Below are 26,599 nucleotides of genomic sequence, written 5' to 3'. Positions count from 1 at the left end.
TTTCTCGACTGTCGTGGGTGGTCAGGCAGCAAGCGCGAGGCGGACGTCAGCATTGCCGCGCGCAAGGTGGGAATAGGGGCAGACGTCGTCCGCTTCCTCGACGAGCTCCGCTGCGAGCGTCGGGGCGAGTCCGGGCAGGTCGACCGCCAGCGCAACGTCTAGGCCGAAGCCCGATCCATCGTTGCGCATGCCGATACCGACGGTCGCATGAACCCGCGCATCGGGTGCCAGGGTCACCTTGCGGCGCTTGGCGACGAGGCGGATCGCACCAAGGAAACACGCGGCATAGCCGCAGGCGAACAATTGCTCGGGGTTCGCCCCCTCACCGCCAGCGCCGCCCAGTTCCGGCGGCATCGCCAGCGTCACGTCAAGTGCGCCGTCGTCGGTTGCCGTGCGGCCCGTGCGCCCGCCGATCGCCGAAGCACGCGCTTGGTACAGGATCGTCATATCGCTGCTCCTATGCGATAACCGTTATCGCGATAACAGATATGAGCGATTCGGTGGCTCTTGTAAAGGAAAAAGTTATCGCGATATCTTTACGCGAGAGGATTGCCCCGACAAGGGACCATGATGACCAACCGATCTTCGCCGCCCGTCCCGCTCCAGGATCAGCTGTGCTTCGCCGTTTACTCCGCGGGGATCGCGATCCAGCGGCTCTACAAGCCGATGCTGGATCGGCTGGGCCTCACCTACCCGCAGTATCTCGTGCTGAACGTCCTGTGGCACGCCGACAATCAGACGGTCGGTGGCATTGCCGGCGAGCTCGCCCTTGAATCGAGCACGCTCACCCCGCTGTTGAAGCGGCTGGAAGTGGCCGGTCTCGTCCGGCGCGCGCGTAATCCCGCCAACGAGCGCCAGGTGGTGATCTCCCTCACCGAACGTGGCCGTGCGATCCGAAACGAGGCCGGCTGCCTCGGCGAAAAGCTCCTCACCGCCTCGGGCGAGACGGCGGCGGAACTCGGCGAGCTCAACCGCCGCGTCGCGCAGCTTCGCGATGCCGTCTATCGCCACGTCGAAGACCGCGGCGCGGAGACGGAGACTGCTGAATAGCCGTCACGGCGCCGGCGGCGGCGCTGCCTTTCCCGGCAACGCCGCCGGTCGGCGCTTCGGCATGCTGCCGGCGCTCTTCTGAGGACCCGTCTGACGCTCCAGCCCCCGGAGCCGTATCTCGTCGGACGCGATTGCAGCGAGCGTCCGGATCATCTGCGCGCCCCGCTCGTCAAGCTTGCGCGGCTTGCGATCGATCACGCACAGCGATCCGACGACGAAGCCGTCGGGATCCAGCACCGGCGCGCCGGCATAGAAGCGAAAGCCCGGCTCCCCCGCCACCGCCGGATTATCCGCAAAGCGTGCGTCGCTCGCCAGATCCTCCACGCTGAACACGTCGCGTTGCAAGATCGTGTGGTTGCAGAATGCCCAGCTGCGCGGCGTCTCCGTCATGTCGAGCCCGACGCGCGATTTGAACCATTGGCGCGACGGGGTCAGCAGCGTCATCAGCGCGATCGGCGCATCGAGCCCTTGTGCCGCCAGCCACGTCAGCCGATCGAAAGCTTCCTCCGGCGCCGTATCGAGCAGACCGGTGCGTTCCAGCGCGATGAGCCGCTGGCCCTCGTTGCGCGCGATCGGGAATGGCGCATCGCCCGGCTGGAATGTCACCGGCTCGTCACCCGCAATCGCCTGCTCGATCACTTCCAAAGCCGCTTCCGGCGTGTCCAGCCGCGTCACCCGCGGCTGGAGCGAGGCGGGCACGCTCGCCGCTTGTCCCACCGCCAGCAGCCGGCTGCCGCCAAGCGCGCGATTGGCCGAAAGACCCCGCAGCAGCTGGGTGCGATCGGGGCCGCCGTCGGGCGCATCGACGATGATCGTGTGGGGCTTCAGCGATCCAACCGCCACCAGGGCGGCAAGCACGTCATCAAACATCTCGACCGTGCACTCGCCGACCGGAGCGAACAACGTGCGATAGAGCGGCAGCCGGTCCGTCGCGCCGATCACCACGACCATGGCGGAGGGGTTGGCCGTCGCCCCCTCTTCCTCGCGGCCGTTGATGATCGCCATCACGTCCGATCGATAGACGCGGCGGTGCCCCCCCGGCGTCTTCCACGACGGGATCGAGCCGCCCTCCACCAGCAGCTGCGCAGTGCGCACCGACACGCCGAGCAGCTTTGCCGTCTCCGCGGTGGTGAGGATATCCTTGTCCGTTTTCGCCATCATCGACCCCTAACAGCCCGCGGGCAAAGCGGCCAACGTGCCGTACCGCTTCTTCGTGCCACCCACCCTCGATGAACCCTGAGCGAATGTGATTACTTTCGCGCCCATCCACAGCACAGGCTGCGTTGCCGGCGTAACACGGATCATTGCTCCTGCAGCGCGGATGAAACAGGATGCCGTGATCACTCCGGTGATGCTTCCTGGATGGGCCCGCCGCTGATGGTCACCCGCATCCTCTGCCGCATCTTGCCGGCCCGTCGTCGCGGATGGTCCGCGCTCCGGATCGCGCTCGCCATGTCGCCGTTCGAGGGCGTCGCCATATCCGGGCAGCCCGGGCCGACACGCGCCAGCAATGCCGGCACGGCGACACTCGCCCTCCTGATGCCGCTCGCTATCGCCACCTTCGGCCTCAGCCTCGCCGCGGCGCGCCAGCCGCAATCACCCGACGGATCCTTCGTAACGCCGATCGTGGCGCCACCACTGGGCGCGCAGGAGAAGATCGCTCTCGGGCAGCTGCTGTTCAAAGACAGCCGCCTGTCCCGCTCCCGCAATTACAGCTGCGCCTCCTGCCACGATCTCGCGACCAACGGCGCGTCGGCATTCGCGCGCGACCGCGGCGACAGCGGTCACCCGATGCGCTTCAATACCCCAACCGTCTTCAACGCAGGCGAAAGCTTCCGCCTCGGCTGGGAAGGTCGCAGCCGTAACCTTCGCGCCTTCACGCAGCGAACCTTGGCCGACGTTCACCTGATGGGCGCCGGAGACCTCGCCGCGCGCCGCCTGTCACAGGATCGGGCCGTCGCGGCCCGCTTCCGTGCGATCTACGCCGGGCCACCCAGCGGTGATCATATCGCCGACGCGCTTGCCGCTTACATGGAAACGCTCGTCACGCCTGATGCGCCGTTCGATCGCTGGCGGCGCGGAGATCGCAGTGCGCTCAGCGCCCAGCAGCAACGCGGCCTCGCCCGTTTTCGGGAGCTCGGCTGCGCCAGCTGCCATCAGGGCCGCAATGTCGGTGCGAACCTCATGCAGCGGCGCGGCATCTTCCATCCGCTGGGGCGCAGCGGCCCTGCCCTCCTGCGCGTGCCCAGCCTGCGGAACGTCGCCGTCACCGCGCCTTATTTCCACGATGGCGCCGTCTCCTCGCTTCCCGAGGCGATCCGGCAGATGGGCCGCGCGCAGCTCGATCTCACCATTGCAGAGCAGGACGTCGAGGATATCGCCGCCTTCCTCGGGGTACTCACGGGCACCTATCAGGGACGGTCGCTTACCTCCGCCAAGCCTGCCCAGCCCGCCAAGCCGGTTGCGGCGCGATGAAGCCGCCCCATCTGCTCAAGATCGCGATCCCGTATCTGCTCCTTCTCAGCATCCTGCTCACCGCGGCGGCGGTGCGGGCGATGGACGCGCGCCGGCGCTGGTCAAGCGCCGCCGCAGAAGGCGTCACGCAATTCTCGATGGCACAGCGCGCGCTCCACATCGATCTGCTTAATGCACGCGCGGGCCTCATCCGCACCTATGATCCGGTGAATGCCGACCTCACCGCGACAGACGACGCTCTGTCGCGTCTGCGTGAGCTACCCTCCGACGACGAAGTCCGCCGCGCCGTCGCCGATCTCACCGCCGCGACAGCGCGACAGGAGGCGCTGGTCGAACGGTTCAAGACCAACAACGCGCTGCTGCAGAACTCCCTCGCCCGCTTTGCCGCCAATGGGGCTACTGAAACGCCGGGGCGCGATGTTTTGTCCGCCTGGGTGCTGAAGCTCACGCTCGACACCAGCCCGCCGACCGTCGCCAGTGCCCGCGCCGCGCTCGCCGCGCTGCCACGCGCGGCGAATGGATCACCGCGCGCGCAGCTATCCTCCCACGCGCGTCTGCTGGTGGATGTTCTGCCGGAGGGCGATCGCCTGCTGCGGGCGATCTGGGCGACGGACATCGAGCAGCGCCTCGCTCGGCTCGAAACCGCCCTTGAGGCGAATCTGATCAGCCGCACCTACCGGATGCGCGCGCTGCAATTCTCCGCCGCCTTCGCGCTTGCTCTGCTGGCCGCCGCCGTCGTAATGCTGCTCCTGCTCCAGCGGCTGCAGACCCGCGAACTGGCGGCACAAGCCGCCAATGCCCGGCTCAGCGCCGCGATCGCCATGCCGCTGATCGACACCGGCGGCTCGACGTTCGTGTCACGCGTGCAGGAGGCGGTCGATCACCTGGCGTGTCACATCAACGCGCGACGGCTCCAGCTGCGCATCCCCGAACTGGCCGATCAGTCGATATTCTCCTGGCCGCCCGGCGCTCTTCCGGACGACTGGCTCGCTCCCTTTGCAGAGGCCGCCGAGCAGGACGGGGCGTGGTTCGACAATCGTGTCCTCGCCTACCACCATCGGCTCACCCGTTACCCGGCCATCGCGCACGCGATGCAACAGGCAGGCGTGAGCGATCTCGTTCTCCTTCGCACCACGCACCCTGCGCCGGTGCTGATCGGGTTCGAGCCGGCCGGCCCCGCCTCGGCGCAGCGGCACGATCATCTCGCCGGCACCGCCTCCGCACTCGCCGCGATCGCTCACGGCGCCAATCGCGAATTGCTCAGCATCGAACGACGCAACCTTGATCGCACCCTTGCCTGGGCCCGCCGGATGGAGGCGATCGGCGTGCTCGCCAGCGGCCTCGCGCACAATTTCAACAACATCATCGGCGCCATCGCCGGGTACGGCGAAATGGGTCGCGGGCGAACGCGCAAGGGATCGGCCACGCGCGGCTATTTCGACGAGATCCTGATCGCTGCCCGCCGCGCCAGCGATCTGGTCGACGAAATGCTGGGCTTCGCCAAACACAGCCGCTCGGGAAAGCGTCCGATCGATCTGCGCGACATTCTGGAGGAAACACATCGCCTCCTTGCCGCCGCCAATCAGGACGAGGCGATGTTCCGCCTCGATGTGCCAGATGGGCCCTGCCCCGTCAGCGGCGCGACCGTCGACCTGCAACAGGCCTTTCTCAACATCTGCAACAACGCGGCGCAGGCCGGCCGCGGCGGTCCGGTCGCAATGGTGTGCGATCTCGTCAACCTCACGGAGCGGCGCCGGTTCAGCCACGGCAGCCTTGCAGCAGGGCGATATTTCACCGTGGCCATCGTGGATTCCGGCCCCGGCGTGCCACCGGAGGTTGCCGCGCGCCTTTTTGAACCGTTCTTCACCACCAAGGCGGCAGGTACAGGCCTGGGCCTCTCCACCGCATGGGAAATCGTGCGGGACCATGGCGGCACGATCGACGTGACGAACCTGGACCACGCGGGTGCCTGCTTCACCGTGTGGCTTCCTGCCGCCGCCGAAGCCGCCACATCGGCGGTCCTGCGCGAAGGCGACCGGATCCTGCTTCTCACCGCGTCCGACGCATTGTCGCACGACAGCCGCACGCTCGCCGGACTCGGCCTCAACACCATCGAACTGCCGCTATCGACGGGCGCCGAGGCGATGATCGATGCGGTGCGATCGTCTGACGCAGTGCTCGTCTCCGCGCGTGAAGTCCGGACGGTGGGCCGCCTGGTTCACGAAATGCTGCCGACGCTTGGCGCGCGCCCGCTCCTCCTGGCAACGCCCGCCAATCTCACCTTTCCCTGCTCCCGCGTGGTCAATCTCTCTCACCCGATCGACGGCTCGGAGGTGGCGGCGCTGATCCGCGAGCGTGCCGGCACGCTCGCCTGATCGCGCCGCTTCCCCTCACTGCACCTCCACTTCCGCCAGGAAGCGGTATCCCATGCCGCGCTCGGTGCGGATGAAGCGCGGCGACTGGGCATCGTCCTCCAGCTTGCGCCGCAACCGCAGGATCTGCACGTCGATGCTGCGATCATAGACATCCTCGTGGATCCGCGTCGCGCGCAGCAGGTGCTCGCGTGAGAGCGTCCGATTGGGTGCCTGGACGAAGGCGCTCAACAGCGCGAACTCGCTCTTCGTCAGCGTCACCTGCTCGCCCGCAGGCGACGTCAGCTCGCGCTGCCGCTGGTCGAAGCGCCAGCCAGCGAAGGTGAACAGCAGTTCCCGCTGCTTCGGCGGGCGCAGGCGATCCATCGTCCGCCGCCGCAGCGCCGCGCGCACCCGCGCCAGCAACTCGCGCAGCCCGAACGGCTTGGTCACGTAATCGTCCGCGCCAAGCTCAAGCCCGACGACCCGGTCCACCTCCTCGCGGCGGTTGCCGGTGATCAGGATGACGGGCACGACGCTTTTCGCGCGCAGTTCGCGCAGCACGTCCAGCCCGTCATCCTCGCCAAGATGAAGATCCAGGATCACCAGATCCGGCTCACGCACTGCCAGCGTGTGCATCAGGCTCTTGCGCCCCGATACGGCGGTCGCGTTCATGTTGTGATCGTTGAGGTAGCTGACGATCATTCGCTGCATCGCGGGATCATCATCCACCAGCAGGATGCGTGCAGCCTTCGCGTGCGACGATACTTCCGCCGCTTCAATCATCATCATCCAAAGCCTCCTCCTAAAACACCAGCAGCGACAGCGCGGTGCCTTACGGACGGGGCCAAAGGATAAGAACAGTCGCAGTCACGACTGTAACCGTTTACGGCGAGTTTGCGACCAAACCGCCGGATCACGCGGTCAGTGAAGCGCGCGCACCGGCGAAGTCTTGCGCACAATCATATCAGAACAACGGCTCCACTTGCGCGTCAAGGCGGTAACCATAGCCGCGCTCCGTCTTGATCAGCTCCTCGCCGCCCGGCTCGCGAGACAGCTTGCGCCGTACGCGCAGCACCTGCACATCGATGCTGCGGTCGTAGATATCCTCGTGCACGCGCGTGCTGCGCATCAGATGAAGCCGTGACAGCGGCCGCCCCGGCGCCTCGAGCAAGGCGTTCAGCAGCGCATATTCGTTCTTGGTCAGGCTCACCTCGTCACCGCACGGCGAGGTCAGCGTTCGCCCCGCGTGGCGCAGCTCCCAACCGGCAAAGCGATAGCCGCCCCGCAGGGGCTGCGGCGCCAGTCGGCCAAGCTCCTGCCGGCGCAGGATCGCCCGCGCCCGCGCCATCAGCTCCTCGAGGTTCAGCGGGCCGGATAGGAAATCGTCCGCGCCCAATTCCAGCCCCACGATCCGCTCGACCCCTGCGGGCTCGCCATCGGTGCGGAACAGGATGATCGGCACATAGGATCGGCTGCGCACTTCACGCACCAGGTCCAGCGCGTCGCGCGCCCGGAGCCGCGCGCTCATGATCACGAGGCTCAGCTGCTGGTTATGCAGATGCCGCCCGATCTCCTGCGGCGTGCACGCCACCGCCGACCATTCATGATCTTCCAGATAGGTGAGGATCGCGGACCGCGTGCCGGCATCCTCCTCGATGACGAGCACGCGGCCGATATGGCGCGGCCGCACGGCGATCGGCAGTTGCTGGGCGGCGGGCTGAAGCGAGGCAAAGTGATACATGATCGGCTCCGTGAACTTGCCCTGCCGCGGACGAGCGCGCCGTCTTCGGCTACGCTCGCCCGCGGATCGGGCCCGGGGTGGTCAGGCTGGGGGTCGGTTCAAACCCGATGCGCCTCGCGCAGCATGTCGGCTGCGCGCTCGCCGATGACGGCACAGGGCGCCTGGGTGTTGCCGGTCGAGACGCGCGGCATGATCGAACCGTCGGCGATCCGCAGGCCCTCGATGCCATAGACCTTCAGCGATGCATCCACGACGGAAAGCGCATCGCGCCCCATCTTCGCCGTGCAGGTCTGGTGCCAGTAGGTGACGGCCGCGTCGCGGATGTAATCCTCCATCGCGCCGCCGCTGAGGTTACCCGGCATCACCTCGCGCTTCACTAGCGGCCGGAAAGCCTGCGCATTGCCAAGCTCGCGGCACAGTTCGACGCACTTGATCGCTGCCTGGAGGTCGATCGGGTCGGACAGCATGTTCGCGTCGATCTCGAGCGGCGCGTGCGGATCGGCACTGCGCAAGCGCAGCCGCCCCCGGCTCGCCGGGCGCGCCAGCCCGGCGAACATCGTCCAGCCATGCTCCGGCACGCCGAACGCCGCGGTGCGCTCGCTCGGCACCGGGAACTCGACCTGGCAGAACAGCAGATCCGGTGATTCCAGCTCAGGTCGGCTCTTCCAGTACAGCGTCGCCTCGCTCCCGCTGTTTCGCGGCGCGATCGGCTCGACAAATTCCCAGGTGCAGCCGAACGAGACATGGTCCTGCAGATTGCGGCCGACGCCCGGCAGATGCTGCACCACCAGCAGGCCAACCCGCTTCAACTCCGCCTCGTCGCCGATGCCGGAATGCATCAGCACCCTGGGTGTCTGGATCGCGCCCAGCGACAGCACGGTTTCATGCCGCGCGGTGATCGTGTGCCGCCGCCCATCGCGCTCGATCTCGACGCCAGTGGCGCGCTTGCCCGCAATGATGATACGCAGCACCGTCGCGCCGGTCAGCACCGCCAAGTTCGGGCGGTCCAGCACTGGATGCACATAAGCGCGGAACAGCGAATGACGCTTCCCGTCGCGCACCAGCATGTCGGAGATCGCGGCGCCGCCGTCGCCATCCATCATGCGCCCGTTGGGGCTGTCGAAGGTGGGGATGCCGAGCTCCCCGGCCGCATCCAGCATGGCGTGCGCCAGCGGATTGGGCTCCTTTGCCGGCTGCACCCACACCGGGCCGCCCGTGCCGCGATAATCGGGATCGGGCGTCCCCTGCCAATTCTCGATCCGGCGATAGGTGTCGAGTGCGGCCTGATAGCCCCAGCGCTCGTCGCCCGCCTCCTTCGCGAAATAATCCCAGTCGCTGCGGTGGCCGCGCGCCCAGACCATCACGTTAATGCTCGATCCGCCGCCAAGCCCCTTGCCCATCGACATGGGAAGCGAGCGGCCGTTGAGATGCGGATTGGGCTCGGCGACGAAGTTCCAGTCACGCTCGCTGCCCAGGTTGGTCGGCCACAGGCCGGGCTCCAGCACGGCGGCCACCTCATCGCTGCCGCCAGCCTCGATCAACAGTACCGATGCAGCGCCATTCTCCGCCAGCCGGCGCGCCACCACCGAACCGGACGAGCCTGCCCCGCAGACGATGAAGTCATAGCTGTCGGAAAGGTCGCCCGTCAGGCGAGCCTGGTTCTCCGCGCCGCGGCGCGCGAAATCATGATCTTGCTGGGTCGTTCCGGTCGTCATTCCCTTGCTCCCGTCGATGTGCCTTGATCCGAATGACGATCCGCTAACCTGCGTCCGTCGCAGGACGGTAAGTATCAATTCTATCAGATTATACAATCCTGCCGATTTGCTGTTGGTAGCCGCTGGACACCGTCACTCCCTCGGAAAGACCCGCGCCACAAACATCATCACATTGAGTTCAGGTCGATTTCCTGAGCCTAGGGACGTTCAGGGACGCCGCGTTACAGATGAAATAAAGCCCGCTCACGCTGTGCGCGGCACAGGGCGCCCATCGCGCTCCTGCACCGCCGCCAGCGCGGCGACTCCGATCAGCCCCCCGATGATGCCGACATGCTCCATCGACACGTGCAGCGCGATCGTCCGGAAAGGCTCGTCGGTAATCGCCCAGAAGCGGTGCACGAGGACGATCGTCAGCGCGGTGAAAACCGTGAGGATCGCTGCTCCCAGCCAGGCGAAGCGGCCAAGCACGATCAGCGCGGATGCGCCCAGCTGCACGATCACCGTCGCGGCGTTGAACACGGCGGCCGGCTCCAGCCCATACGCCGCCATCTCGGCCGCACCCGCATCAAAGGCGAGCAGCTTGGAAAAGCCGCTGCTCCAGAATGGAAAGGTTACGGCAATCCGCGCGACCATGGTCGCGGACGGGCGGCACAGCAGGCGTTTGATCGAAGCGTTCATGGAAAATCTCCAACAGTGGGCCAGCCCCGCGGGCGCGCGGCGCGCTGCAACAGGGCCAGGCGAGTGACCGCGGCGCCGTTCCATGCGCCGCGCGTGAACACGCATCATGAAGCCGACGGACTCTGCGGTCGGGTGCGTTGCGCAGGCACAAAGGGCAAAACTGTCGAGCAGCGCCGACCAGAGTGAGGTCCGGCTAGTGCCGCAATGCTGGTCTTCCTGATGCGTCATGCCGCATTCACTGCGACGCGCTGGAGACGGGTCGATTACCGCCGCACCGCGCCGCGCTACTGCTGCAATCCACTGCCCGTCGTCGCGCGCAGCCGGTCGGCTGCGCGCCCCTCGGTTACAGGCCTAACGCAGCACCGCGCTTGCGCCACTGACTTGTGACCTTCGCTTCCTAGATGGCCGCCGTCCAATAAGGAGGGACACCCCATGAAGCTCGTCCACAACAGTCCGGCACTGCCGCAGAAGAAGATCGCGTCGGTTTACCCGCGCGTCCAATCCCGCATCATCAGTTCGATCGCGGCCCTGACCATGACCTTCGCCATTCTCTTCGTCGTGACACCGCCAACGGAAGCGCAGACTTCCATGTTTCCGGAGATCGCCGGCGGCTGCACGGACGACTGCCTCTTGGCGATGACGCACCGGCACTTGCTGTACAACCCGGGCAGCCACTTCAGCCGCACCTCATATTACATGGTCAGCTGAGTTGGCGCGGCCCGGACCCAACCCGGTCGCCGCGACGCGGTGGAACAGGCGCTGATCGGCCCTGTCCACCACCGCGTCCGGCGGCCAGGGCTGCGACTAACGCTGCCGGGCGCCTATTGCGCCGCATCGCGCATGAAGACCTCCACCTGTCGTTCACCCTCTTCGCCAGCGCGCCCGAATTTCGCGCGCGCCGTATATCCGGCCACCAGTCGCCGGTAATTGGCCACCTCCCGCGGAAACCGCGCCGCTTCCGCCCGATACCGCGCATAATTGCTCAGGATCAGCACGTCGGCACGGCACCTCGTCAGCGCCGCCTCATCCAGATGGCCGAGGTCCACGATCGCGCGCCGCTCCCGCAGCTTGTTGATCCGCCGATGGCTCGGCGCCCCGGCCAGCGCTGTCCGCACATCGACACAGCCGGCGCTCCCCAGCGGAAACAGCATCACGCCGGGTCGTCTGAGCAGATCGAAGGCGGCATGCTCCACCAGGATCGATTGCGTCGCCGGCACATGGCGGTTCACCCAGGCGGATGCGGCCTGGCGCGGATCATCGCTCCGCGCCCGCTGCCGCGCGTAGGTCGTGCTTGTCATTCCTGCCGACACCGTCGCCAGGATCACACCGCCAACCGCCAACTGGCCCCATCCCTTCGGCACCAGGTCCATCATCCGGCACAGTCCAGCGGCCGCCATGATCGCCGCGAGCGGCAGCAACGGCACGATCCACCGCGCCCACACCAGCGGCTGCGCCGCAAGGGCCAAGAGGATGACGGCAAAGGTCGGCAATATCACCAGCCGCCCCGCCCGCCCGCGCGCCAGCGCGGCTGCTCCGATCGCGATGAGCCCCAGCCCGGCCCCACCGAACGTCTGGTACAGCGGATGGCTGACGTACCACCACAGATTACCGATCAGGCCGTGCCCGGTCGCGCCAAGGTGCAGCGGCCGCGCCTCACCGCGCAGGTCATGGACCACCGTCTGCCAGTCGAGCAGCAGATAGGGGGAGACGATGATCAGCGTCACAACCGCAACTGCCGGCGCAAGCAGCGCCAGCCGTCGGTCACGCCCGCCGCCACGATGGCCGAACGAAGCCAGCGCTGGCGCGGCGAGGATCAGGAATGCCGGCCATTTCGTCGCACAGGCCAGCCCCGCCGCGATCCCGGCGATCACATGATCCCGCACCCGGCCACGCTCCAGGATCGCCAATGCCGCCAGCAGGCACCATCCCATCAGCAGCGTCACCAGCATGTCGGTACGGATCACCTGCGACAGTTCGACGTGGAGCGCGTTGATCGAGAGAAGCAGCGCGGCGACCAGCCCGGCCGCCGGCCCCGCGATCCGCCGCCCGATCCGCCACGTCATCGCAACGCTGGCCACGCCGAAGCCCGCGATCATCACCCGCATCGGCAGCACGATCGTCGCCGGATCCGCGAACACCGCCGCCACGAAGGCGTCGGTGCTTGCCCATCGGCCAAGCATCAGCCCCGTGCCCGCCACGCCGACGATCACCAGCGCCAGCAGGTAGAACAGCAATGTCGCCGGATGCCCGAACCAGCCGGGGTTCAGCCGCCCCTCGCGCAGCATGTCCAGCACAGTCATGATGAACACCGGCTCGTCCGGATCGTTCAGCGCCGGCAGGCCGAAATCGATGTGCCACAGCCGCATGCCTGCGGCGAACAGCAGGATCAGCGCGATCGCCGCATGCTCGGCGCGGCTCGTCGGCATGCGGGCCGGGCCCGCCGTTTCCGTCTTCCGTGCGACTATCATCTGCGGGAGGACCCATGCGTACCGTGATACTGGCCGGCGGTCTCGGCAGCCGGCTTGGCGAGGAAACCGCCGTCAGGCCAAAGCCGATGGTCGAGATCGGCGGCATGCCGATCCTTTGGCACATCATGAAGATCTACGCCGCGTCGGGCTTCGACGATTTCGTGATCTGCCTTGGCTACAAGGGCTATCTGATCAAGGAGTATTTCGCGAACTACTTCCTCCACACCGCGGACGTCACAATCGACCTGCGGCGCGGCAGCAACGGCATGGAAGTGCATCATGCCCGCAGCGAACCGTGGCGTATCACCCTCGTCGAAACCGGCGCGACGACGATGACCGGCGGGCGCCTCGCCGCGATCCGCCCCTATCTCGATCCCGACGAGCCGTTCTGCTTCACCTATGGCGATGGCGTCGCGGACATCGACGTCGCGCAGCTCGTGGCGTTCCACAAGGCGCACGGGCGCCGCGCGACGATCACTTCCGTCACCCCGCCCGGCCGCTTCGGCTCGCTGGAATTCGACGGCGACCGCGTCGCCGCGTTCCGCGAAAAGCCGGCCGGTGACGGCGGGCAGATCAACGGCGGCTTCTTCGTCGCCGATCCCAGCGTGCTCGATCTCATCGACGGCCCGGACACGATCTGGGAAGCCGGCCCGCTGGAGGCGCTCGCTGCCGCGGGCGAGCTGATGGGATACCGTCACGACGGCTTCTGGCACCCGATGGATACCCTGCGAGACAAGGTTCACCTCGACACCCTCTGGCAGACGGGAGACGCGCCGTGGAAGCGCTGGTGAACCCCTCTTGGCAGGGCCGCCGCGTGCTGGTCACCGGCCACACCGGCTTCAAGGGCAGCTGGCTGGCGCTGTGGCTTCATGCCATGGGCGCGAAGGTCACCGGCTTCGCCCTGCCCCCGCCCACCGATCCCAGTCTCTTCGAGGCTGCACGGCTCGCTGACCTCGTCGATCATGTCGAAGGCGATGTTCGCGATTTCACCGCCCTGCGCAGCACGGTGGAACGCTCCCGCCCGGACGTGATCTTCCATCTCGCCGCCCAGCCGCTCGTCCGCCTGTCGTACGAACAGCCGATCGAAACCTATGCCGCCAACGTCATGGGCACCGTCCACCTGCTGGAGGCGGCGCGGCTCACCGGCGGCGTGAAAGCGATCGTCTGCGTCACCAGCGACAAATGCTACGAGAACCGGGAATGGGACTGGCCGTACCGCGAAAGCGATCCGATGGGCGGGCATGATCCTTACAGCAGCTCGAAGGGCTGCGCCGAACTCGTCGTCGCCGCGTGGCGCCGCTCCTATTTCGGCAGCGCCGACGCCCCGCTCCTCGCCTCCGTCCGCGCCGGCAACGTCATCGGCGGCGGTGACTGGGCAGCCGACCGGCTCGTCCCCGATCTGGTTCGCGCCTTCGAGGCGGGCGTTGCGCCGCTGATCCGCGCGCCAGACGCAATTCGCCCATGGCAGCATGTGCTGGAGGCGCTGGGCGGTTACATCATGATCGCCGAACGGCTGATGGCGGGCGAGCGGCGCTTCGCCGACGCCTGGAACTTCGGTCCCGCGGACGAGGATGCTCGCCCGGTACGCTGGATCGTCGATCGCATGCGTGCCGGCTGGCGCGACGGCGCGGCCCCGCCGACGCTCGACGCCGGTCCCCGCCCGCACGAAGCCGGGCTGCTCCGCCTCGATTCCGCCCGCGCCCGCGCCGCCCTCGGCTGGCGTCCGGCGCTCGATCTCGGGCAGGCGATCGGCTGGATCGTCGAATGGCACAAGGCGGTCGGCGCCGGCGAGGATGCGCGGCGCGTCACGCTCGATCAGATCGCCCATTACGCGGCGCTTTCCGCCGGCACCCGGAACGCAGCCGCCGCCTGATCCGCGTGCGCTAGCGTCAGCATGTTGCCGAGGCGCAGCTTCACCGCGCGCTTCGGCAACGGCAGCCGACCCAGCCGCACGCCCGCTGCCTGCGCCGCCTGCCGCGCCAGGAAATCAACCGGGAAGTGGTTCGCGCTGCGCATCACCGTCACCGTCTCCAGTCCGGCGCGCGCCAGCAGGTTGCGGATCGTTCCCGGATTGTAGAGCTCGGGATGCTGCAGGCAGAACGCAGGCCAGCGCGGCCCAAGCAGCCGCCGCAGCAGCGAGCTTTCGTCATGCGTCACGATCATCAGCGTCCCTGCCGGATGCAGCGTGCGCCTGATCTCCGCCAGCAGCGCGATAGGGTCGAGCAGGTGATCCAGCACATGAACCATCACCGCAAGGCCCACACTCCCGCTCGGCACCGGGGACAGATCGTCCATCCCGAGCAGGATCGTCGCGCCTGGCGCGGCGGCGCGCAGCCGGCCGTGGACTGCCCGGTTCGGCTCGAACAGCCAGAACCGCCCGAACCGCCTCGTCTCGCGCGCCGCCTGCACGATATGGCCGACGTCCGGCCCGATCTCGAGGTAATCGCCGCCCAGCTCCACCCGTGCCACCGCTTCCGCGAAATAGCCGCGCTGCGTGGCGACGATCGCCTCGTCCGGCACCAGATCCATGTTCGGCGGCATCGCGCCATAAAGCTCGGACAGTTGCGCTTCGTCGAAGAAGATGCGGTTGTACAGCAGTCCGCACTCAAGGCAGCGATGATAGGGGAAGAAGCGCCGCTCCTTGTCGATCCCGAACCAATAGGGCCGCAGCGCGTCGAGCGTCTGCCGCTCCACCTCGCCCCCGCTCGTCACCTCAGGCGCAGCATCCCGGCTTCCGCACGACGGGCAGGCGCGCTCGCGCAGCGCCGGCAGCGTCAACGAAGGTTTCATTGCTCGCCCCGAAACGTCACGCGGCTGTGCCAGAACCAGCTGGTCGCGATCAGCACGATCGCAAAGCCAAGCTGCGCAATCACCGGCGGGATGCCGGCAAGCTCCACCAGCAGCGGCAGCGCCGCCCAGTTCGCGGCATAGTTGAACAGGTAAAAGCCCGAGAACGCGCCGAACTCGCGCGCGATATTGCCGCGCGTGCGGAACACGCCCAGCTTGTACGTGGCGAAGGCGAAGCACAGGCTCACCACCTGCGCCACGCCAAGCGCGATCATGTAATGCATCGCGAACGCCGGCACGCTCCACAGCAGCGCTGGATAGATGGCGAGGCCGAACGCCGTGTTCGCCGCCCCTGCCACCAGGAAACGCAGCGGCCGGCCGCCGGGCAAGGCCGCCACGGTCATGCCTCTTCCTCGAGCGGGATTGCCATATTCGCCGCCAGTACCTCGCGCGGCAGGAAGGGCGACAGATCCTCCAGCGGCGGCGAGGTGATACGCCCATCGGGATGCACCTTCGCGCTCAGCTTGGGCGCGAAGGCGACATGCTCGTCGACGATGATCTCGCACAGGGCCGGCTCGGGCGCGTCCAGCGTCGCCGCGATCGCGGCGGGCAGATCATTGTGCCCCTCGGCGCGCGCATAAGCGAAGCCGAAGGCATCCGCGATCCGCTTGAAGCTCGGGAAGGTGACGTTGCTCTTCGGCCCGCCGCCAACCTCCACGCCGTTGAAGAAGTTGCGGTGCGTCTGGAAGATCGAGACATAGCCCGAATTGTTGATCAGGAAGACCTTCACCGGCATGCCGTAGCCGGCGATGGTCTGCATCTCCTGCAGGTTCATCATGATGCTGCCGTCGCCCGCGATGCAGATCACGCGCTGCTTGCCGCCGGTCGCCGCCCACACGCCGATCGCCGCCGGCAAGTCATAGCCCATCGTCGCGCAGCCCGAATTGGTCCACAGCCGCTGCCCGCGCTGCATCCGCCCCGCCTGGAAGCTGACGACACACGCCGATCCATTGCCGGTGACGACCACGTCATCGGGCGCCAGCGCCTCGAACAGCGCCTCCATCGCTACATAGGGATGGTTCGCCGGGCCGTGATCGCGATATTCTGGCAGCACCGCCGGGAAAGCGCGCACCCGCTCCTTGGCCCAGTTCAGCCATTCTCGATGCGCCGCGCTCGGCCCGGCATAGTCCGCCGCGCACAGGGCGGGCAGCAGCTCCGCCAGATCTGCCACCACCGGCATGTCCGGCTTCACGGTCGGCTTGCGCAGCTCCACCGGGTCCACGTCGACCCAGATCTTGTACGCCGCCCGCGCGAAACTCTGCCAGTTGTAGCTCACCTGACGGATGTTCAGTCGGCTGCCGAGCACCAGCAGCAGGTCCGCGCTCTGCGTCACCATGTTGCCGCCGCGATCGCCGACCGTCCCCGGCCGCCCGGCGTGAAGCGGGTGATCGTCCCACAGGGCGTCGTGCGCGTTCCACGCGGTGACGACCGGCACGCCCAGCTTCTCGATCAGGCGAATGAACTCGTCATGCGCTCCGCTCAGTCGCACCCCGCTGCCGACCAGCACAACCGGCCGCTCCGCCACTGCAACCCGGTCAAGGATTGCGCGCGCGGCGGCCGTGCAATCCGTTTCCCGCCACGGCTCATCCAGTTCGCCTGCATCGAAGCCAGCCAGCGCGTCGGGATCGATCATCGCCGCCTGCACATCGAGCGGAATGTCGACCCACACCGGTCCCGGCCGGCCGGTCGTCGCCAGATGCAGCGCCTTCTCCAGATGGTAGCGGATCGTCGCCGGATCCTCGACCATCATCGCATATTTGGTGATCGGCCGCACCAGCTCCTCAATATCGAGCTCCTGGTCGCCCAGCTGGCGCAGCGGCAGCCCGGTCGAGCGCACCGTCGTCTCGCGCTTCACCTGGCCGGACAGCACCAGCATCGGGATCGAATCGACATAGGCGCCGTACACGCCAGTGATCGCATTCGTGCCGCCGGGGCCGGAGGTGACGTTCACCACCGCCGGCCGGTTGGTCAGCCGGGCATAGGCCTCGCCGGCGATCGCCAGCGCCTGCTCGTGGTGGGTGAAGGTCGTCCTCAGCCGCGGATGCGTGCCGAGCGAATGGTTGAGATGCATCGCACCGCCGCCCGTCAGCATGAAGACATGGGCGATGCCATGATCGGCCAGCCAGTCGGCAAGCCAGGCGGAAAGCTTCATTTGGAGCATGATGTCCATCCATTGGCGGCGGCAGTGCGCCGGATCGCGTCGTCGAGAGTGACGGTGGTGGTGAGGCCGAGATCGCGGCGGATCGCGGCGGTCGAGGGAACGTAGCGGCCGGGGTTCCAACCCGGGTCAGGCCGACCGAGCACGTCGACGCCGGGCGCGCCCAGTACCGCCGCCGTCCGCCGCGCGAGCTGCGCGATCGACACCGCTTCTTCCGATCCGACATTGTATGTGCTGCCAGGCGCGGCGCTGATCACCAGCCGCCACATCCACACCGCAAGGTCCGCGGCGTAGAGGTACGATCGCACCGCTTCCCCACTGCCCTCCACCACGATCCGCCGCCCGGCGATCGCATCGCGGATGAAATTGCCCGCCGCGAAATGCGTGTCGAGCGACAGGCCGGGGCCAAGCAGCGCGAAAATCCGCGCGCTAACCGTCTCGATCCCCAGCTGACGGTGATAGATCGTCGTCAGCGTCTCAGCCGCCCGCTTCCCCTCGCCATAGGAGGATCGCGGGTCGCGCACGTCCGGTCCGCCGGTCCAGCTCTCGTCGACGTGCGTCAGCACGGGCGGCTGCACGCCATAGACCGCGCCGGAACTCATCAGCAGAAAGCGTGCGCCATCGCGCCGCGCCACCTCCGCCGCGGCGCTGGTCCCCGCCAGGATCGTGTCGAACATGCGCCGCGGATCGTTCGCGGTCAGCGCCGCGCTCGCATCGGTCGCACCATGGATCACATGGGTGAAGGGTCCCACCGGCGGCTCGAACTGTAATATGTCGCCCTTCACGCCGGGAAAGCGCGCTGCCAGGTGCGGCGCCCGCGCGGCATAACCCGCAGGATCGCGCGTCAGCACCGTGGCGAATACGGTGATCGGCGCCCGCGCCAGCGCCTCCAGCATCCACCGCCCGATGAAGCCGGTGCCGCCCGTCACGAACAGCCGCGCGCCGTCCAGCGCCGCCCAGTAAGGCGCCAGCGCGGCATCGATCGCCGCAAGATCAGTTTCCGGAATCATCATGCAAGGCCAAGCACCGGCCGCGCGCTGCGATGCGCCCGCGCGACATGAAGGAGGGAATCGAGCGACAGCGCCCAGACGATCAGCACCACCAGGCCGGGCCGCGCGAAATGGCCAAGCGTCAGCCCGAAACTGGGGTTTACCGGCCGGCCGGTCAGCCAGCTCGTCGTGTTGAGTTCCAGCACCGTTGCCAGCGGCCAGTCGCCGACGAGGCACAGCAGATATGCCGCGGCGATCGCCGGGATTGCCCCGCCCCGCCATGGCTCCAGCAGGACGAGGAACAGCAGGAAAACCTGCGTGTACCCACCCGGCGACTGGGTCACGAGATAAGCGCCCAGCATGATCGCCGCGATCCGCGCTTCGCTCAGCGCGCGCGGCTGCAGCCAGGCCGCGGCCAGCGTCACCAGCGCCAGTCCCTGCGTCGCCCGGATCACCATCGGCACGACGCCTTCGATTCCCTCCACCAGCCGCGAGGAGACGAAGGTCAGGAGCGGCAACTGGCTCTCGCGCATCAGCAGGAACGGCGCATAGCTGGTCGAGTAATTCACCTCGTTCCACACCTGCCCGGCGACGAAATTCACCCAGGTGGCGGTGTTCGACACCAGTTCGCCGGGCGTCCCTGCCCCTACCCAGGCGAGCGTCGCGCAGTACAGCAGCACCGTCGCGATGCCGGCCAGTTCCAGCGGCCGCCAGTCACGCCGCACCGCCTGCGCCAGCGCCGGCAGCAGCAGATAGGGTTTGAAGTTGATCGTCGCCGCCACCGACAGCGCACGCACCGCCCGGCTGCGCGTGATACCGCCATAAGCCAGCACGAAGGCGGCGAAGGCGACGAGGATCAGATTGCCCCGCTCCAGCGTGAACAGCAACGGCAGGCCGATCGCGAAGGCGATCGTGCGCGGCAGCGCGGTGCGCGCGTCCGCCCGGCGAAACGCGATCGCGACCAGCACGATATCGACGAGGTAGAACGCCAGGATCGTCGCCCGCGCCAGCCAGTCGCAATCGCGCGCGTGGAACGGTGAGCTCAGGTAACAGCCCGGCAGCGTGGTCAGGTCCAGGAACACGAACGACAGCGGCGGATAGATGCTTCGCCACACGTCATAGGCGCCGGGCCGGTTCGCCCAGAAAGCGGTGTTGAACCAGTCCATGAACGTGTCGTTCGTGTCGAACACGAACGGCTGCGGCAGGTAGCCGGTGCGCGCCAGCCACAGCGCAGCCGCGCCAGCGCTCGCCGCCACCGCCAGCATCAGCGCATACTCGGCCCAGGGAAAGGCGCGCCCGGCGCTCATGCCGCGTCGGGAAAGTTGAGCCGCGCCTCCTCGATCACCAGCGGCACGCCGCGCGTCCGCTCGCCGATCAGGCGCACCTGATCCCCGATCAGGCCAAGGAACAGCAGCACCGTCGCGAACATCGCCAGGATCAGCGCCAGCCACAGCAACGCGCCCGCGCCCCCCAGCACGCCGGCGATCGCGGCAAGCAACGCGGCGCCATAGCCCCATAGTGCCAGGATGATCGGCAGGCGAAGCAGCGACTTGGCCGATCCGGCGAGGCCCGACAGCGCGAAGCTGGCAAGGCTCGCGATCCCGTTCTTGGTCTCGCCAGCCGCCCGCGGTGGCCGGTCGAACGGCACCAGCGCGACCGGAAACCCGCTCTCGATCACCATCCCGCGGAAAAACGGCTCGGGCTCCCGCCACGTGCGCAGCGTATCCACCACCGCCCGGTCATAGAGGCCGAAGCCGGTCGCCCCCGGTACCACCGGATAATCGCCGACGCGCGCCAGCACCGCATAACCAAGCCGCCGCACCGCCGTCAGCGCGATCCCGGCGCGTTCACTCCGCCGCTGCGCCAGCACCACCTTTGCGCCCGCGCGCCACAGCGCGACGAACTCGCCGATCATCGCCGGGGGATCCTGGAAATCGGCGCACATGCCGATCACCGCCTGCCCTCGCGCCTGGTAGATGCCGTGGGTCGGCGAGCGCATCTGGCCGTAATTGCGGTTGTTGAAGATCGCCCGCACCCGGCTGTCGCCACGGCAGATTTCCGCGATCGCCTCGCGCGTCCCGTCGGTCGAACAATTGTCGATCAGGATGATCTCATGGCTCGCGACGTGCGACACCGCCTCGCGCGACACCGCCGCCACGATCGCGCGCACGTTCTCGATCTCGTTGAAACACGGGATGACGATCGAAAGCTCGGGCCGGGTCACCGCCGCGACTCCCCGATCAGCGGCAGGCGAATGCCCGTCGCCGGCGCATAGACTTCGGTGAACAGCGCTAGCGCGATCACCATCACCAGCAGCGCGACCGCGGGCACGTTATACTTGCGATCCGCATCCAGCCGCGGCGCCTCGATCACCTGCGCGTCGGACGCGGTCTCCGCCGCCAGCGCCTCGACCGCGATCTCCTCGGATGATCGCGCGTAGACCTCGTACAGCGCCTGCGCGAAGCGATAGTCACGATACAGGTCGAGGTACGCGCCCGACACTTCGGACAGGCCCGCCACGTTCGGTCCCGCCGCGCCAGAGGCCGGATCGGCGGTCCGCGCGATCTGCGCCCGCAGCGCCGCCACTTCCGATTGCACCGCGCGCAGCTGCGGGTTCTCGTCGCCCTGGAACTGGCGCAGCGTCTGCAGTTCCACCTGCTTCGCCTGCAATTGTGCCTGCAACCCCGCGCGCAACGACAGCTCGGCGCCAAGCTGCGCCTCGGGCTCGGCCAGCCGGTTGCGGCGACGGAACGCCTGCAGCGCCGCCTCTGCCTTCACCACCCGCTCGCCCGCCCCGCGAAAGCGCGCCCGCACCACCTGCTGCTTGCGCAATACCCGGTCACGGCTCAGCGCGTTCAGCCGATCGGTGACGGCCGCGACATAAGCGCGGGTGAGCGCCTCCGCCTCCTCCGCATCGCGGCTGCGCGTCTCGATCTCGATCACGCCGCCGGTCAGCGAATGGACGTCCACCTTCTTCGCCACCGCCAGCTGCGCCTTGCGTGCCGAGCCATAACGATCCGCCAGCTTCAGCCGCGTGATCACCGCATCCGCCACCTCGCGCCCGCGCGCGATGGTGAGGTACAGGTCGATCGGCTGCTTCGCCCCGCCGAGCAGCGCGGCAAAGCCGCCCAGCTGCCCGCCAAGCGCGTTCATCGTCGAACCCAGCCCAAGGCTCCCCGGCTCCTGCGGCACCAGCTTCGCCCGCGCCTCATACGGCTGCGGCACCAGGCACAGCACCGCCAGCACCGCGGCGAGCGCGCCATATACGCGCAGCCGCCGGCGCGGATCGCGCACCCATGCAATCACCCGCGCCATCAGTTCACCGCATTCGCGATAGTGGCCGCGCCGATCACGCTGCCGAACAGGCTGCCGGTAATATCGCGCAGCCGCGCCCAGAACTCGCCGCGATTGGCGTCGACCGGGACGAAGACGAGATCGCCCGGCAGCGCCGGCTCGCGCAGCGTGCGCTTGCCGCGTGCCAGCACCATGCCGTTGGCGCGCACGACAAAGATCTCCTTCCTGTCGCCCAGCGACTGGATTCCGCCCGAACTGCGCACCGCGTCGCCGATCGTCTGCCCCGGCCGGTAAGCGAAGGACGCCGGGCTCGCGACCGCGCCGAACACGCCGATCGTCGCCGGCCGCGTCGGCACGTGCACGCTGTCGTTATTCTCGACGATGAGGTCGGCCGGCAGCGTCGTCGCCGTCACCGGTACGTCGAACACCAGCCGCCCGGTCGGCTCGCGCTCGCGCATCTTCGCCACCACCTGGTCGATCAGCTGCAGGTTCGCCGCGGAGGCGAGCTGCGCACGATTGGCCGACACCAGCGGCTGCGTGCCGAGCAGAAGCTCCACATCGTCCACCGCCCGCGCGAAGCTCTCGCGCTGCTGCGCCTTCACGGACTCGCGCGTGATGACGCTGGCGAACGGAAACGCCTGCGGCGTCAGCCCGCCGGCCTTGGTCACGACCTCGGACAGCGGCGTGCCCGGCGGCACATAATAGCGGCCCGGCCGCGCGACCTCGCCGCTCAGCGTCACCAGCACCGGCTGTTGCGCGATCGGCCGCGCCAGCCCCGCATCGCTCAGCACGCGCACCACGTCGCCGCGCCGTACCGCCCGCGCCGCCGCTTCCGCTGCGGAAAGCTGCCGCCACCCGCCATCGGCCTTGCCGAGCGTATCGAGCACCATCAGCCGCGTGTCGTCCGCCACGGTACTGACGCCGCCGGCATAGGCCACCGCCTGCGCGATCGTCTCGCCGGGCGCGACCTCGAAGATCGCCTCGCGGTTGACGCTGCCCATCACCGCCACCTGCTCGCCGGCGGGCGCGATATGGATCACGTCGCCGTTGCGCAGCACCGCGTCGCCGGATGTGTCGCCGCGCAGCAGCAGGTCATAAAGATCGAAGTCGGAGACGAGCGTCCCGCCGCGCTTCAGGCTGATCGAGCGGAAGCTGCCGCCTTCCGAAGGCCCGCCCGCCGCCAGCACCGCGTTCACCAGCGTCGCGACGCTGTTGACGTTGTAGGCGCCCGGCGAACGCGCGAAGCCGGTGACATAGACGGTGATGCCGTGCAGCCGGCCCATGCCGACCTCGAGCGTGAAGCCGCGATACTGCCGCGACACCGCGCGCGAGATCACGCCGTGCAGGTCGCCATAGCGCGCGCCGCCCACCACCACCGCGCCCACCGCGGGCACGAAGATCCGCCCCTCGCGGTCCACGGTCAGCGACAGGTTCGATGCCTGGACCGATCCCGAAAGGTCGAGGCGCAGCTGGTCACCCGGATTGATGCGATAGTCGCTCGGCACCGCCGCCGTGCCCGGCAACGCGAAGTCGCGCGCCCCCGGCGTCACCAGTTCGCTGCCGAAGCGGCGTAGCGGCTTGCCCGCGATGCTCGAGACATAGGCCTCGAACTCGCTTGGCGCGGCAGGCAACTGGGGTGCCGCCGGCGCCGCCGGATGCGGCTCGGGCTCAGCCGGCTCGGGGCGCGCCTCGATCCGCATCGGGGAAAAGGTGGCGGGGGTCGCCGGGGGCACGGCGACACCGGGCGCGGCGCGGGGGGCAGCGCCCACGCCCATACCCGCCGGGCTCGCCCCGCCGATCGGCGAGGCAAGTTGCGCCGCCAACGGGGCAGCACACAGGACGAGCGACATGCCCGCCAGACGACCAGCAGTGATGATCATCATGCGGCAAGCGGCTCGTATCGATCGATCGCGGAAAGCGGGGCGGACAGGACATGCATCGCGCGCCGCCACGCATCCTCGCTGGCAGCCGCGATCAGGCCGGCACGTCCGGATCCGACGCGATAGGGCTCACCATCCCAATGCGTTGCGCGCCCGCCGGCCTCAGCCAGGAACAGGAAGCCAGCGGCATGGTCCCACGGCAGGATGCGCTGGAACACCGCCAGCTGGTTCCGCCCGGTGACGAGCCGCGGATAGCTTTCCGCCGCGCAGCGCGGGATTGGCTCCAGCGCGAACACCCGCGCTGCCGATCGCTCGACACGCAGCCGGTCGCTGCCGGCCATGAACTGGGTCGCCAGCGCCGCCACCGGCCGCCGCCGCTCGTCACGCGGCGCGATCCTAGCAGGCCGATCATCGATCCACGCACCAAGCCCGCGCTCGGCATGGCACATCCGGCCGGATAAAGGATCCAGCATCCAGGATGCGACCGGCTCGCCATCGGCAACCAGCGCGATCATCATGCCGAACGCGCCTTCGCCGCGCGCGAAATTCGCCGTCCCGTCCAGCGGATCGATCAGCCAGACGAGGCCGCGGCCGATGCCGTCCAGCAGGCGCGGATCATCGGCGCAGGCTTCCTCGCCGACGATGCGCGCATCGCCTTCCAGCCGCACCAGCCCCTCGCGCAGCCGAAGCTCCGCCTCGCGATCAACCGCCGTGACGATCTCGCCCGGGCTCTTCTCGGCGATGTCGGCGGCCCCCAGCAGGCGATAGCGTGACAGAACTACCTCCTGGGCGACGCCCCGCATCAGCGCGGCAACTTCTCGCGACAGGCCCATGGCTCAGGCCGCCACCAGCTGCGGCTTGGCGCCACGCGCGCGGCGCTCCACCATCATCGCGATCCGCGCGGCATCCTCTTCGGCAATCGCGCGATAATGGTCGCGCTTGTTCTCCAGCCAGGCGAGTTCGAAGGCGACAGCATGGGCGATGCCCGCCTCGAACTCGGCCGTTTCCGCCGCCGCGCCGTCGAACACCACCTTGCGCGTCTCGAACCGGTCGAGGCGGATCGCCCGCATCTCGCGCAGCGGCGCCGCCGCTTCCCCAGACACCGATCCGCCGACGACGAGGTCGATGTCGTGCTGCCGGCATGCCTCGGCCGTGCGCAGCACCGCATCGGTGATCGCCCGCTCGTTCACCGCGCCGCGCGGCAGACCCTGGGAAAGCGTGAAATCGACGCGGCCGAACACCACACCGTCCAGCCGCTCGGCGGCCAGCGGCAGCAGCGCGTCCAGCGCCTCGAGCGCAGTCACCGTCTCCAGGTTGAAGAGAAAGTCGGTATCGTGCGCGCCCGCGCCATACACCTTGTCGCGGGCATCGGCGAACTTGGCGAGCGCGTACGGGGTCTCGATCATCGGCGCGATGATGTAGTCGGTGCCATAGAGGCGCGAGGCGTGGAGGTCGGAGATCGCCTCGCAACCGCCGATCTTCAGCGCCACCTTCAGGTCGGCCCGGCGCGCCAGGTCCAGCAGCCGCAGCAGCTCGTCCGGCCGCGTTCCTTCCGCCTCGAACTCGGCCTTCACGGCCACCACGCCATAATGGTCGCGGCCCTTTTTCAGCATGTCGAGCATGGCGGCTTCGGTTCGGTTCATGTCCATCCCTCCCGGTGGCTATTGCTGGGGTTTCGAAGGGGAAGACGCGGTCGGCGGCGTCGACCCGCAACGAAATTTGCGCTGCGGGTCGGGGCCCGCGGTTCCGTCCCGCCGGCATGAAGCTGATCGCCCTGATCGCCCCGGCGCTCCTCGCCCTTGCCTTGCCCGGCGCGCTGCTCGCCAATCCGGCGCGGCTGTCGTCCGGCTTCGGCATCCGGATCGATCCGCTGCACGGCGCACGCGCGGTGCATCGCGGGATCGATCTTGCCGCCCATGCCGGGACGCCGGTGCTCGCCGCCGCCACCGGCGTCGTGCGCGTCGCCGCCCGGCGCGGCAGCTACGGGTTGCTCGTCGAGCTCGAACATCCCGATCGCAGCACGACGCGCTATGCGCATCTGTCGCGAATCCTCGTGCGCCCCGATCAGGAGGTGCGCCAGGGGCAGCCGATCGGCGAGATCGGCAGCACCGGCCGCGCCACCGGCAGCCACCTCCATTTCGAATATCGCGTCGCCGGCACGCCGATTGATCCGCTGCCGCATTTCGGCGCCGCCGCCCCGACCGCTACGACTCCCGTAACAGACGCCCCCGAACAGCGGCATCGCTCCCGCTTCGCCGAGGCGAGCGATGGCGCAACTATGCCACCAACGCGCCTCCCCGGCGGGCGCGAAGCACGGGCGATCCTGGGTCGATGAGCGCGCTCGCCCACCACTCTCGGCGGCCCGACGGGCCACCAGCGAAACCTCTGGGGGTCTTGGCAAGGGCGCCGATGGGTGCTTTCCCACGCACGATGAGTCCGGATCCCGATCTTGGCGGCCTTGCCCGCGTCCTGGTGGACGAGCGCCCCCGGCTGCTCCGGTTCCTCGCCGCGCGTGGTGCCGGTGACGAGGCGGAGGATGTGCTGCAGGATCTCTGGCAGCGGCTGGTCGGCGTGCCGCAGCAGCCGATCGCCGATCCGGTATCGTATCTCTTCCGCGCCGCCGAGAACGTGATGCGCGATCGCCGGCGCAGCGCGGTCAGCCGCGCCCGGCGGCAGCAGGATTGGCACGAAGTCAGCGTCTCGCCAGAAGAGCCGGCGGTCGGCGAACGGGCGCTGATCGCGCGCGAGCGGCTTGCCGCCGCCGATGCCGCGCTCGCCGAACAGGGCCCGCGCGTCAGCCAGGTGTTCCGCCGCTTCCGGCTCGACGGCGTCAGCCAGAACGAGATCGCGCGCGAGATGGGCGTCAGCCTCAGCTCGATCGAAAAGGATTTGCAGAAGGCCTATCGCGCGCTGGCCCGGCTGAAGGCGAAGTTCGATGCGGAATAGGCGG

At 68.3% G+C, this 26,599-nt stretch carries 25 protein-coding genes; 8 read left to right on the top strand and 17 right to left on the bottom strand.

All coding sequences use genetic code 11. The annotated features are described in order from the left end of the window. Positions 1–21 precede the first annotated feature (21 nt). Positions 22–447 carry an Ohr family peroxiredoxin gene (locus tag ACH0AE_RS10335; RefSeq protein ID WP_294443653.1) on the bottom strand — a complete coding sequence of 142 codons (426 nt, stop codon included), beginning with the start codon at positions 445–447 and terminating at the stop codon, positions 22–24. A 123-nt stretch (positions 448–570) separates the two neighbouring features. Here ACH0AE_RS10335 and ACH0AE_RS10330 point away from each other — a divergent pair, with 123 nt between their 5' ends. Beyond that, positions 571–1,050 carry a MarR family winged helix-turn-helix transcriptional regulator gene (locus ACH0AE_RS10330; RefSeq protein ID WP_294443654.1) on the top strand — a complete coding sequence of 160 codons (480 nt, stop codon included), beginning with the start codon at positions 571–573 and terminating at the stop codon, positions 1,048–1,050. A 3-nt stretch (positions 1,051–1,053) separates the two neighbouring features. Here ACH0AE_RS10330 and ACH0AE_RS10325 read toward each other — a convergent pair whose 3' ends face one another. Beyond that, positions 1,054–2,208 carry a GAF domain-containing protein gene (locus tag ACH0AE_RS10325; protein WP_294443655.1) on the bottom strand — a complete coding sequence of 385 codons (1,155 nt, stop codon included), beginning with the start codon at positions 2,206–2,208 and terminating at the stop codon, positions 1,054–1,056. 204 nt (positions 2,209–2,412) lie between these two features. On the opposite strand from ACH0AE_RS10325, the gene ACH0AE_RS10320 reads away from it, so the two are divergent. Then, positions 2,413–3,525: a cytochrome-c peroxidase gene (locus ACH0AE_RS10320; protein WP_294443656.1), complete on the top strand. Its 1,113-nt coding sequence runs from the start codon at positions 2,413–2,415 to the stop codon at positions 3,523–3,525. Then, positions 3,522–5,900, top strand: coding sequence for a DAHL domain-containing protein (locus ACH0AE_RS10315; protein ID WP_294443657.1), 2,379 nt, complete (start codon positions 3,522–3,524; stop codon positions 5,898–5,900). The genes ACH0AE_RS10320 and ACH0AE_RS10315 overlap by 4 nt, the downstream gene beginning before the upstream one ends. A gap of 15 nt (positions 5,901–5,915) precedes the next feature. Here ACH0AE_RS10315 and ACH0AE_RS10310 read toward each other — a convergent pair whose 3' ends face one another. The 4 genes from ACH0AE_RS10310 to ACH0AE_RS10295 form a co-directional block, all read right to left on the bottom strand. Then, positions 5,916–6,668: a response regulator gene (locus ACH0AE_RS10310; RefSeq protein ID WP_294443658.1), complete on the bottom strand. Its 753-nt coding sequence runs from the start codon at positions 6,666–6,668 to the stop codon at positions 5,916–5,918. A gap of 175 nt (positions 6,669–6,843) precedes the next feature. Continuing rightward, positions 6,844–7,620 carry a winged helix-turn-helix domain-containing protein gene (locus tag ACH0AE_RS10305; protein ID WP_294443659.1) on the bottom strand — a complete coding sequence of 259 codons (777 nt, stop codon included), beginning with the start codon at positions 7,618–7,620 and terminating at the stop codon, positions 6,844–6,846. 98 nt (positions 7,621–7,718) lie between these two features. Next, the gene (locus tag ACH0AE_RS10300; RefSeq protein WP_294443660.1) at positions 7,719–9,335 is read right to left on the bottom strand and encodes a GMC family oxidoreductase; all 1,617 of its coding nucleotides are present in this window, start codon (positions 9,333–9,335) and stop codon (positions 7,719–7,721) included. Between the two features lie 243 nt (positions 9,336–9,578). Further along, positions 9,579–10,013, bottom strand: coding sequence for a DoxX family protein (locus ACH0AE_RS10295; protein ID WP_294443661.1), 435 nt, complete (start codon positions 10,011–10,013; stop codon positions 9,579–9,581). A gap of 432 nt (positions 10,014–10,445) precedes the next feature. Here ACH0AE_RS10295 and ACH0AE_RS10290 point away from each other — a divergent pair, with 432 nt between their 5' ends. Then, positions 10,446–10,721, top strand: coding sequence for a hypothetical protein (locus ACH0AE_RS10290; RefSeq protein WP_294443662.1), 276 nt, complete (start codon positions 10,446–10,448; stop codon positions 10,719–10,721). Between the two features lie 113 nt (positions 10,722–10,834). On the opposite strand, the gene ACH0AE_RS10285 is transcribed toward ACH0AE_RS10290, so the two are convergent. Further along, positions 10,835–12,439, bottom strand: coding sequence for an ArnT family glycosyltransferase (locus ACH0AE_RS10285; RefSeq protein WP_406875723.1), 1,605 nt, complete (start codon positions 12,437–12,439; stop codon positions 10,835–10,837). A 56-nt stretch (positions 12,440–12,495) separates the two neighbouring features. On the opposite strand from ACH0AE_RS10285, the gene rfbF reads away from it, so the two are divergent. Next, positions 12,496–13,272 (top strand): glucose-1-phosphate cytidylyltransferase, encoded by a 777-nt coding sequence (gene rfbF, locus ACH0AE_RS10280; RefSeq protein WP_294443664.1) that lies wholly within the window; start codon positions 12,496–12,498, stop codon positions 13,270–13,272. After that, positions 13,269–14,354 carry a CDP-glucose 4,6-dehydratase gene (rfbG, locus tag ACH0AE_RS10275; RefSeq protein ID WP_294443666.1) on the top strand — a complete coding sequence of 362 codons (1,086 nt, stop codon included), beginning with the start codon at positions 13,269–13,271 and terminating at the stop codon, positions 14,352–14,354. The genes rfbF and rfbG overlap by 4 nt, the downstream gene beginning before the upstream one ends. Here the strand turns inward: rfbG and ACH0AE_RS10270 are convergent. The 10 genes from ACH0AE_RS10270 to ACH0AE_RS10225 are packed head-to-tail and all read right to left on the bottom strand — an operon-like array spanning position 14,309 to position 25,292. Continuing rightward, positions 14,309–15,271 (bottom strand): class I SAM-dependent methyltransferase, encoded by a 963-nt coding sequence (locus tag ACH0AE_RS10270; protein WP_294443667.1) that lies wholly within the window; start codon positions 15,269–15,271, stop codon positions 14,309–14,311. The genes rfbG and ACH0AE_RS10270 overlap by 46 nt on opposite strands. Next, the gene (locus ACH0AE_RS10265) at positions 15,268–15,672 is read right to left on the bottom strand and encodes a GtrA family protein (protein WP_294443668.1); all 405 of its coding nucleotides are present in this window, start codon (positions 15,670–15,672) and stop codon (positions 15,268–15,270) included. Before ACH0AE_RS10265 ends, ACH0AE_RS10270 begins: the two co-directional genes overlap by 4 nt. After that, a complete protein-coding gene (locus ACH0AE_RS10260) occupies positions 15,669–17,489 on the bottom strand; it encodes a thiamine pyrophosphate-binding protein (protein WP_406875722.1) in 1,821 nt (606 codons plus the stop codon). Before ACH0AE_RS10260 ends, ACH0AE_RS10265 begins: the two co-directional genes overlap by 4 nt. Next, positions 17,477–18,496, bottom strand: a complete 1,020-nt coding sequence (locus ACH0AE_RS10255; protein WP_294443670.1) for an NAD(P)-dependent oxidoreductase — start codon at positions 18,494–18,496, stop codon at positions 17,477–17,479. The genes ACH0AE_RS10260 and ACH0AE_RS10255 overlap by 13 nt, the downstream gene beginning before the upstream one ends. Next, positions 18,496–19,782 (bottom strand): hypothetical protein, encoded by a 1,287-nt coding sequence (locus tag ACH0AE_RS10250; RefSeq protein WP_294443671.1) that lies wholly within the window; start codon positions 19,780–19,782, stop codon positions 18,496–18,498. Before ACH0AE_RS10250 ends, ACH0AE_RS10255 begins: the two co-directional genes overlap by 1 nt. Continuing rightward, complete coding sequence (locus ACH0AE_RS10245; protein WP_294443672.1) at positions 19,779–20,699, bottom strand: glycosyltransferase family 2 protein; 921 nt, start codon at positions 20,697–20,699, stop codon at positions 19,779–19,781. Before ACH0AE_RS10245 ends, ACH0AE_RS10250 begins: the two co-directional genes overlap by 4 nt. After that, positions 20,696–21,790 (bottom strand): capsule biosynthesis protein, encoded by a 1,095-nt coding sequence (locus ACH0AE_RS10240; RefSeq protein WP_294443673.1) that lies wholly within the window; start codon positions 21,788–21,790, stop codon positions 20,696–20,698. Before ACH0AE_RS10240 ends, ACH0AE_RS10245 begins: the two co-directional genes overlap by 4 nt. After that, positions 21,790–23,652 carry an SLBB domain-containing protein gene (locus tag ACH0AE_RS10235; RefSeq protein ID WP_406875721.1) on the bottom strand — a complete coding sequence of 621 codons (1,863 nt, stop codon included), beginning with the start codon at positions 23,650–23,652 and terminating at the stop codon, positions 21,790–21,792. The genes ACH0AE_RS10240 and ACH0AE_RS10235 overlap by 1 nt, the downstream gene beginning before the upstream one ends. After that, positions 23,649–24,482 carry an inositol monophosphatase family protein gene (locus ACH0AE_RS10230; protein WP_294445174.1) on the bottom strand — a complete coding sequence of 278 codons (834 nt, stop codon included), beginning with the start codon at positions 24,480–24,482 and terminating at the stop codon, positions 23,649–23,651. Before ACH0AE_RS10230 ends, ACH0AE_RS10235 begins: the two co-directional genes overlap by 4 nt. Before the next feature lie 3 nt (positions 24,483–24,485). Then, the gene (locus ACH0AE_RS10225; protein WP_294445175.1) at positions 24,486–25,292 is read right to left on the bottom strand and encodes an aldolase/citrate lyase family protein; all 807 of its coding nucleotides are present in this window, start codon (positions 25,290–25,292) and stop codon (positions 24,486–24,488) included. 116 nt (positions 25,293–25,408) lie between these two features. Between ACH0AE_RS10225 and ACH0AE_RS10220 the strand changes: the two genes are divergently transcribed. Both ACH0AE_RS10220 and ACH0AE_RS10215 read left to right on the top strand, forming a co-directional pair. Beyond that, positions 25,409–25,984: a M23 family metallopeptidase gene (locus tag ACH0AE_RS10220; RefSeq protein WP_294445176.1), complete on the top strand. Its 576-nt coding sequence runs from the start codon at positions 25,409–25,411 to the stop codon at positions 25,982–25,984. Between the two features lie 74 nt (positions 25,985–26,058). Beyond that, on the top strand, positions 26,059–26,595 hold the full coding sequence (locus ACH0AE_RS10215) for an RNA polymerase sigma factor (protein WP_294445177.1): 537 nt from the start codon (positions 26,059–26,061) through the stop codon (positions 26,593–26,595). The last annotated feature ends 4 nt before the right edge of the window (positions 26,596–26,599 follow it).

Origin of the sequence: Sphingomonas sp. 179-A 2A2 NHS (assembly GCF_045371305.1) — a bacterium.
GTDB lineage: Bacteria > Pseudomonadota > Alphaproteobacteria > Sphingomonadales > Sphingomonadaceae > Sphingomonas.
Note: the sequence above shows the minus strand (reverse complement) of the source record. Positions and strands in the feature narration are given on the sequence as shown.